Origin of the sequence: Bacillus sp. AR13-1 (assembly GCF_008042285.1) — a bacterium.
In the GTDB taxonomy this organism is placed as follows: domain Bacteria; phylum Bacillota; class Bacilli; order Bacillales; family Bacillaceae_G; genus Bacillus_A; species Bacillus_A mycoides.
Genome location: NZ_QNUA01000038.1, coordinates 78,648 through 86,529, shown reverse-complemented (window position 1 = coordinate 86,529; position 7,882 = coordinate 78,648). Strand labels below are relative to the sequence as shown.

Genomic DNA, 7,882 nt, shown 5'->3' with positions numbered 1-7,882 from the left:
ACTTGACAGGGGTCACTGCACTATCGGTAGGAACCTTTTTATTAATGAATGATTTTACTTCCTTTTGCATTCTCAACGAATTTTTCACTTGATTTGTTAATTGGTGTTTTCAGTAATAACGCAGCAACAATCATAACTACTACGAAAACACTTAACACAAGTAAATCTCTAGTTACTATATCCCAAAGCATTCCGCCAACTGTTTCACGAATTGCACTAATTGCATATGTGAATGGTAAGAACGGATAAATTGCTTGGAAGAACGGTGGTGTCATTTGAATTGGGAATGTTCCGCCTGATCCCGCTACTTGCAGTACAAGTAAAATAATCGCCATCGATTTCCCAACGTTTCCGAAAATAGAAACGAGTGAGTATACGATACAAACAAAGACTCCCCCAATAAATAAACTAAATAACACAAACCAGAACTTATCGACTACGTACGTACCGAGTAAGAATATATCTCCCATTGATACGATAAACGCTTGTGAAAGACCTATCGTTAAGAATGTTAATAAACGTCCGAAGTAAACTTCATGGCTCTTATAATTCGCGCCCTCTTCGTGTACTTCTACCGTTAATAATGAAACCATTAATAATGCGCCTACCCATAATGCAAGCACTGTATAGAATGGTGACATTGCTGAACCGTAGTTCGGCATTGCAAATAATTTATTCTCTTTTAAATTTACTGGATTTGCAAAGTAGTCACTTTGCTTTTCAACATCATTCTTTAATAAGCGTATGATGTCTTTTATATCCTCTTCAGATTCAAAATCACGAATTTTATCTGCTAATTCTTTAATCTTTTTCTCAGTCTCCGGCATTTCAGCTTTAATGTCTGCTAATTTCTTTCTACCGTCTACTAAGCCTTTTGATGAATCCTCTAGTAATTTTTTAACATCTGGAAGCTTTTTGTCTGCATCATTTAAAATTTGAGTTGTATTTTTCGACATCTCTTTTGTACGAGCAATTGCTGTATTAAAGTTAGGTACAATTTCTGAATCATACGTCGATAATACATCTGTTAATTGAGCTGATCCGCCCTTCGCAGCGTTGTTAATACTTTCAATTACATCTTTTGTAGGTTTTTGGCCATTGTTAAGAAGTGTAATCCCCTTATTCGTTGCCTCTACACCTTTTTGTAAGCTGCTTTTCGCTTTGTTTAATTTTGTAATTCCATTATTAAGGTTTTTATCACTATTTACATCCGCTAAAACCTTATTTGTACTTTCTAGAACTGGAATCATATCATCAATTAAACCGATTCCAGATTGGAATTGACCATTCAAACTTTTTAAGGCTTCCTTCGAACCTTCTAAACCGTTAACGCCTCTATTTTGTACATCCTCTAGTGCTTTTTGGAAACTAGATTTAGTACTTTCAAAACCATTTTTCGCTTTATCGTAATCTGCTTTCGCATTATCATATAATTCATTTGCATCAGCTTTAGCTTGATCTACTGTGCTAACTGCTTTTTTATAATCTGCTACAAATGTTTCATTATAATCTTTTTCAGCTTGATCAATTAACGCATTTGCTGCATCTAATTTTTGATTAGCTACATCTGTTACATCTTTCTTTACTTCTTGTCCTGTACCAATAGCATTTACAATATCTTTAATACCGTTATTTGCATTTTCCATACCGCCTTTAAGCTTCGTCAGACGATCCACTCGTCCTTGGAAAAAGCTTTTACCAAAATCAGTCGTTACTGATTTCTGAAGTTCGGTAAATACATTAATAAGATACGAAATACCCTCTGTACGAGATTGCAATTGATCTGATACCGTATTTAAATCTTTCTTTGCTTGTTCCGGATCAAATTTTCCATTTTGCAATCCATTTACAACACTTTTCCCATAAGCCGTTCCTGCACGGGATGAACTTAAAACATTATTTACTGTTTGATTAATATTTTGCGCTATACTTTTGTAACCATCATTGTTCAACTTAGAAAGATCCGGTCTCGCCGGGAATTCAGGTAATCCATTCATTCCAGAAAAATCAGGGATATTTAAATCTACACCCGGATTCATTAAAAAGTCAGTAAATGCAGCTGCGCTATCCATAACACCTTTTGCTACTACTAAATCATTTCTTATCGTTCCTGGAGCATTCTTTAATGTTTGATCTTGTCTTGCAAAGAACTTATCTAAATTTGTCAACGCTTCTTGCCCATCATTTATTACACTCTCTACAACAGGTAGATCTTTTTGTGCTACTTTCACGATATCTTCCGCTCGAGTTGCATCATCTAACGCCTTATCCATAAGTGTATTCATTTCTGGGAACTGCGCTTCTAACTTAAATACAAGATCTTTTACCTTCTCGATACTTGGTAAGTTAGTTTCTAAATCGATTCCAAGGTCATTGAAGATTTTAAAAATCTCACCGTTTGCTGTTTTAACAAAGTTTTTACTAACCTCTTCTGTAAGACCCGATGCACCTTTAGCTGTAATTTTCGGTGCAATCGCATTTACTTTTTCATTTACATAGTAATCAAGTTCTGGTTTCTGTGGATTTTCATTCAAGACCGTTGCAATCTTTTCAGAAAAATCTTTTGGAATAGTAATACTTGCGGAATAATCTCCACGCTCTACTCCATAAATTGCTTGCTTTTCATCAACAAACTTCCACCCGAAATTTTTGTCCTTCTTAAGTGAATCTACAATTTCTTTCCCGATGTTAATATCTTTCCCTCTTAAATTTGATCCAACATCTTGGTTAGAAACTGCAATCTGGATTCCTTTCGTATTTCCGTAAGGATCCCAAGAAGCTTTGATGTTAAACCATGCATATAACGATGGTAAAATCATTAACCCTAAAACAATAACAATTGCAGCCCAATGTTTGGCTACATTCCGTAAATCTGTCTTATAAATACGCCAAATCTGTTTCATATAAGCAATCACCTAATTATATATTTTTCTTTCTTTGGAAAATGATACATACATTTTGCAATTATATCACTTTCTACATCGTGGATTAAACGAAAACATACTATTTTTCCCATTAAATATTTCACTTACTTCATTATATAACGAAGTAAAAAAAGTATGCATACAAAATGACCAAATTAGTTTTACATTCAATAATAACAAATATATAGGAAATGTCATAAAAAATACAAGTATTTTCTCTTGGGAATACTTGTATTTATCAAAAAACCCTCCCAGCTTTTCATTATCTGTGAGGGTTTCTTCTATTATATATCTAATTGTACTTCTACACCGAAATGATCAGAAATTACATTTCGATTTGTTCCATTAAAAATGACTTTTGAAGAATTAACTGTTTTACTTTGATTGCTTAATATTAGGTCGATTCGTAAGTTTTGTTTATTTTCATCCCAACCAGCAATCTCTCCTTGGACAGTTGTTCCTTCATCCTTCTCTATCGCTAGTTCATATGTGTCATATAAACCTTTTTGCATCGTATACTCATAACCCTCTCCTTCCAAACGAGCATTGTTATTAAAATCACCCATTAAGAAGGAAAGTTCATTGCTATTTACACGCTCCATTAAACGATCAACTTGGTCTTTGAATGATTCTTCTTCATCATTCCACCAACCGAAATGGCAAGAATAAAACGTTATATTCTTATCATTATAAGCAATTGTTGCACTTACAATTTTGCGTGTTTTCCAATACGTTGTATCCTTATTTTCTGAGACAAAGAACGTATCTTCCTTTACAATGTTGTGCTTTGTTATAATTGCTAATCCTTCTTCGTACACATCATATCCAATATGAGAGAAATCCCAAATAATATTGTATTCTTTTACATTTAATGCTCTTAACTCTTCTAGCAGTAAAAGTCCAAAATTATCTTTTTTCTTGTTACCGCATACATTTTCAGCTTGTATAGACTGACTTACTTCTTGCAATGCGATCACATCATAATCTTCTTCTTGAATTGCTTTAGCAAGATACTTTATTTTTTCAATTTGATTCTCTTCTTGCCAAGAGTGACAATTTAAAGTTAGCAATTTCATATTATTACGCACCTAACATATCTTGAATATCTGACTTTAATACGTCAGCTTTCGGGCCATATACTGCTTGTACACCTTTATCTTTTACAATAAGTCCTAAAGCACCATTTTGTTTCCATTTTGCTTCTGGTGCAACGGCATCTAAATCTTTTACTGTTACACGTAAACGTGTCATACAAGCATCTACGTCAGCAATATTGTCTTTTCCGCCCAATAAATCAATAACTTTTGTTGCTAATGAACCGTCTTGTACATTTCCTGTTCCTTCTGTTGACTCATCTTCATTATCAATATAGTTACCTGCACGCCCTGGTGTTGGTAAGTTGAACTTTTTGATTAAGAAGTTGAATAATGTAAAGTTTAGACCGAAGAACACTAATGAAACAATGACAAAGTTAATTAAGTCTCTCGTTAATCCTGCATTGACCATCATTGGTGTACGTGTAATCAACTCAATAAATCCGAATGCATGAACACGTAAATCAATTAAATCTGCTAATGCGAATGCAAGTCCTGTTGTAATTGCATATACAACATATAATACTGGCGCAATAAACATGAACATGAATTCAATTGGTTCTGTTACACCTGTTAAGAATACTGCTAATGCAGCTGATAAGAACATTGGTTTATATTTTGCACGTTTTTCTTTATCAACATTACGGAACATCGCAAACGCAATCCCCATTAACGCTGCCGTTGAGCCGATAACTTGTCCAGCTTTGAAACGAGCTGGTACAACGTTATTTAATAAATCGTTATATGCTTTCGTATCTCCATTTGCTAATAAGTTATTTAAATCTGTAATCCATGCAAGCCATAACGGATCTTGTCCCGCTACAATTTGTCCAACCTTTGAGCCAGTTAACATCGTATATGTTCCGCCTAGCTCTGTGTAGTTCATCGGAATTGTTAACATATGATGTAATCCAAATGGTAATAATAAACGTTCTAACGTTCCATATACAAACGGTGCAATAACTGGTGCACTATCTTTAGATGCTGCAATCCAGCGACCAAATTCATTTAATCCACTTTGGATAAATGGCCATACAAGTGATAATACAATCGCAGTGACTGTAGACCAAACAATTACAACGAATGGTACGAATCGTTTTCCATTAAAGAATGCTAATGCCTGTGGCAGTTTATTATAATTGTAGTATTTGTTATATAAAGTAGCTCCTAAGAAACCTGTGATAATCCCTACGAAAACTCCCATGTTTAATGCTGGTGCACCAAGTACAGAAGTAAAGTAATCTTTTACAAGTAAATCTCCTGCTAAAAATGAAGAAACTGTCGCTTTTGAATCCGTTAACATTTGAGCGTTTACGCCAAATATAGCTCCTGTAATTCTGTTTGTTAAAACGAATGCTAATAGTGCTGCAAATGCACCACCTGCTCGATCCTTCGCCCAAGATCCCCCAATTGCTACTGCGAATAAGATGTGTAGATTTGTAATAATTGCCCAACCGATGTCTTCCATTACTCGAGCAATGGTATGAACTGCGTTAACATCCCCAGCAGACATCCCAATTAACTTACCGATGGAAATCATTAAACCAGCTGCTGGCATTACAGCTACAACAACTAGTAACGCTTTCCCGAACTTTTGCCAAAAATCAAAAGACGTAATTTTCATCTGTTTTTCCTCCCCTTTATTTATAACAACATAATGATTTAAATTATAATTTCTGTTCCTCTTATGAAAACGATTCCTTATATCCCTTTTTCTCTTTTCCTTTTGTTACGCAACCGTTTTCATAAATCTATTTTAATAAAAGCGTTTTCACATTGCAATAGAAATTTATTTTTTTTCATAAAAAAAGATGCTCAAGGAGCATCCTTTTTTATTATAAAATGCGATAAACCCTTGTTTCATAAGGTTTTAACGTGATTGTAGTTACTTTTTCATGTTCCGCAACTTCATAGTTATTTAAAAGCAAACGTTTGCGTTCTAGTGCGAATAAAGGCTCATTATACACAACTTCCTCTTTTGAGATATTACTAATTACAATGACTTTTTCATCCTGTAACGTACGTGTATATGCATAAATTTGTGGATCGTCTTCTAAAAGTAAATCATACGTACCGTAGTTCAGTACATCGTGCTCTTTTTTCAAGGCAATCATTTTCTTATAGAAATTGAAAATAGACTTCTCTTCATTTTTTTGCTTTTCAACATTAATTTCTTTGTAATTTGGATTCATGCCAAACCAAGGTGCATTTGTTGTAAAACCAGCATTCATCTCATCGTTCCACTGCATAGGTGTACGTGAATTATCGCGGCAAGAAGCCCATATAATTTCCATCATATCTTGATGCGATACTCCTTCTGCAATTTTCTCACGATATAAATTTTTAACTGCTACATCATCGTAATCTTCAATATTTGGGAACTGAACATTTGTCATACCAATTTCTTGTCCTTGATAAATAAACGGTGTGCCGTGCATAAAGAAATACATCGCACCTAAAGCCGTTGCACTTTCACGCCAATATTCTTTATCATTTCCCCAAGTAGACACAATACGTGGCTTATCATGATTTTCAATGTATAAAGCATTCCATCCCTTATTTTCTAAACCTTTTTGCCACTTTGTTAATACTTTTTTCAACTCAACAACATCAAGATCTTTCTTCTTTTCTGCATCCCATAAGCTTAAATGCTCAAATTGGAATACCATATTGAATTTACCATTCTCTTCTCCAACCCAAAGATCAGCATCTTCAACTTTCACACCATTTGCTTCTCCAACAGTCATAATATCGTATTTAGCAAATGTGTTTTCTTTTAATTCTTCTAGTAATGGCTGAATACCATTTACATTCATATGTTTGTCAAAAGAAGGCACATACTTTAACCCTTTTGGGTTTGGCATATCCTTGAGGCCATCTTCTTTTTTTATATGACTAATCGCATCGACGCGGAAACCATCAATACCTTTATCAAGCCACCAATTAACAGTATCATATAAAACTTCACGAACTTCTTTATTCTCCCAGTTCAAATCTGGTTGTTTACGCGAGAATAAATGTAAATAATATTGCTCTGTCACTTCATCATATTCCCATGCAGAACCATTAAAGATACTTTCCCAATTGTTTGGTTCCGCGCCGTCTTTACCATCCTGCCAAATATACCAATCACGCTTCGGATTGTCTTTAGAAGAACTTGATTCAATAAACCATGGATGTTCATCACTTGTATGATTAATAACTAAATCAATAATAAGCTTCATGTCACGCTTATGAACTTCATCTAGTAGCATATCAAAATCTTCCATCGTACCAAATTCATCCATAATATCTTGATAGTCACTAATATCATAACCATTATCGTCATTAGGTGATTTATACATTGGACAAATCCAAATTACATCTATACCTAAATCTTTTAAATAATCCAGCTTTGCAATAATCCCCTGTAAATCTCCAATACCATCACCATTTGAATCCATAAAGCTACGTGGATAAATTTGATAAGCGACAGCTTCTTTCCACCATGTCTTATTCATACTAATTCTCTCCTTTTGCATCCCATCGGATTTTTTATGCAAACGTTTTCGTAACACTATCATAACAAAATATGAATAGTTTGCAACTGTTTTCATTGAACTCTATGTAGTTTCCTTATTCTTATGCCTTATTTATTTCTCACAAAGATAAAGTGAAACTTTAATCGTTAAGGAGATGTCCATTCCCCGCTGATTATTAGCCCTTACCAATCGAGCTTTTACGAGCAGCCCTATCTTCTTTGTTTCAGCCGGATTGTCTTACTGCTCGCAAATAACGGGATAAATCTAACCCTTCTCTTCTTCTCGTCCATGCGTGTTAAATACACTCTTCATATACTAATACAAGCTCATATTATTTCAGAAA

4 protein-coding genes are annotated in these 7,882 nt (G+C 34.3%); all 4 read right to left on the bottom strand.

What is annotated here, in order from left to right; translation table 11 throughout:
* Nucleotides 1-41: 41 nt before the first annotated feature.
* A complete protein-coding gene (locus DN408_RS24160) occupies nucleotides 42-2,903 on the bottom strand; it encodes a YhgE/Pip domain-containing protein (protein ID WP_016126510.1) in 2,862 nt (953 codons plus the stop codon).
* A 305-nt stretch (nucleotides 2,904-3,208) separates the two neighbouring features.
* The gene (locus tag DN408_RS24155; protein ID WP_003187052.1) at nucleotides 3,209-4,000 is read right to left on the bottom strand and encodes an endonuclease/exonuclease/phosphatase family protein; all 792 of its coding nucleotides are present in this window, start codon (nucleotides 3,998-4,000) and stop codon (nucleotides 3,209-3,211) included.
* Between the two features lie 4 nt (nucleotides 4,001-4,004).
* A complete protein-coding gene (locus tag DN408_RS24150) occupies nucleotides 4,005-5,642 on the bottom strand; it encodes a PTS transporter subunit IIBC (protein WP_078178043.1) in 1,638 nt (545 codons plus the stop codon).
* 211 nt (nucleotides 5,643-5,853) lie between these two features.
* The gene (locus DN408_RS24145; RefSeq protein ID WP_002186833.1) at nucleotides 5,854-7,518 is read right to left on the bottom strand and encodes a glycoside hydrolase family 13 protein; all 1,665 of its coding nucleotides are present in this window, start codon (nucleotides 7,516-7,518) and stop codon (nucleotides 5,854-5,856) included.
* Nucleotides 7,519-7,882 lie beyond the last annotated feature (364 nt).

What these genes read in the sequence shown, in the direction of transcription:
- DN408_RS24155 (WP_003187052.1), bottom strand. Translation starts at nt 4,000, where the DNA reads ATGAAATTGCTAACTTTAAATTGTCACTCTTGGCAAGAAGAGAATCAA.
- DN408_RS24145 (WP_002186833.1), bottom strand. Translation starts at nt 7,518, where the DNA reads ATGAATAAGACATGGTGGAAAGAAGCTGTCGCTTATCAAATTTATCCA.
- DN408_RS24160 (WP_016126510.1), bottom strand. Translation starts at nt 2,903, where the DNA reads ATGAAACAGATTTGGCGTATTTATAAGACAGATTTACGGAATGTAGCC.
- DN408_RS24150 (WP_078178043.1), bottom strand. Translation starts at nt 5,642, where the DNA reads ATGAAAATTACGTCTTTTGATTTTTGGCAAAAGTTCGGGAAAGCGTTA.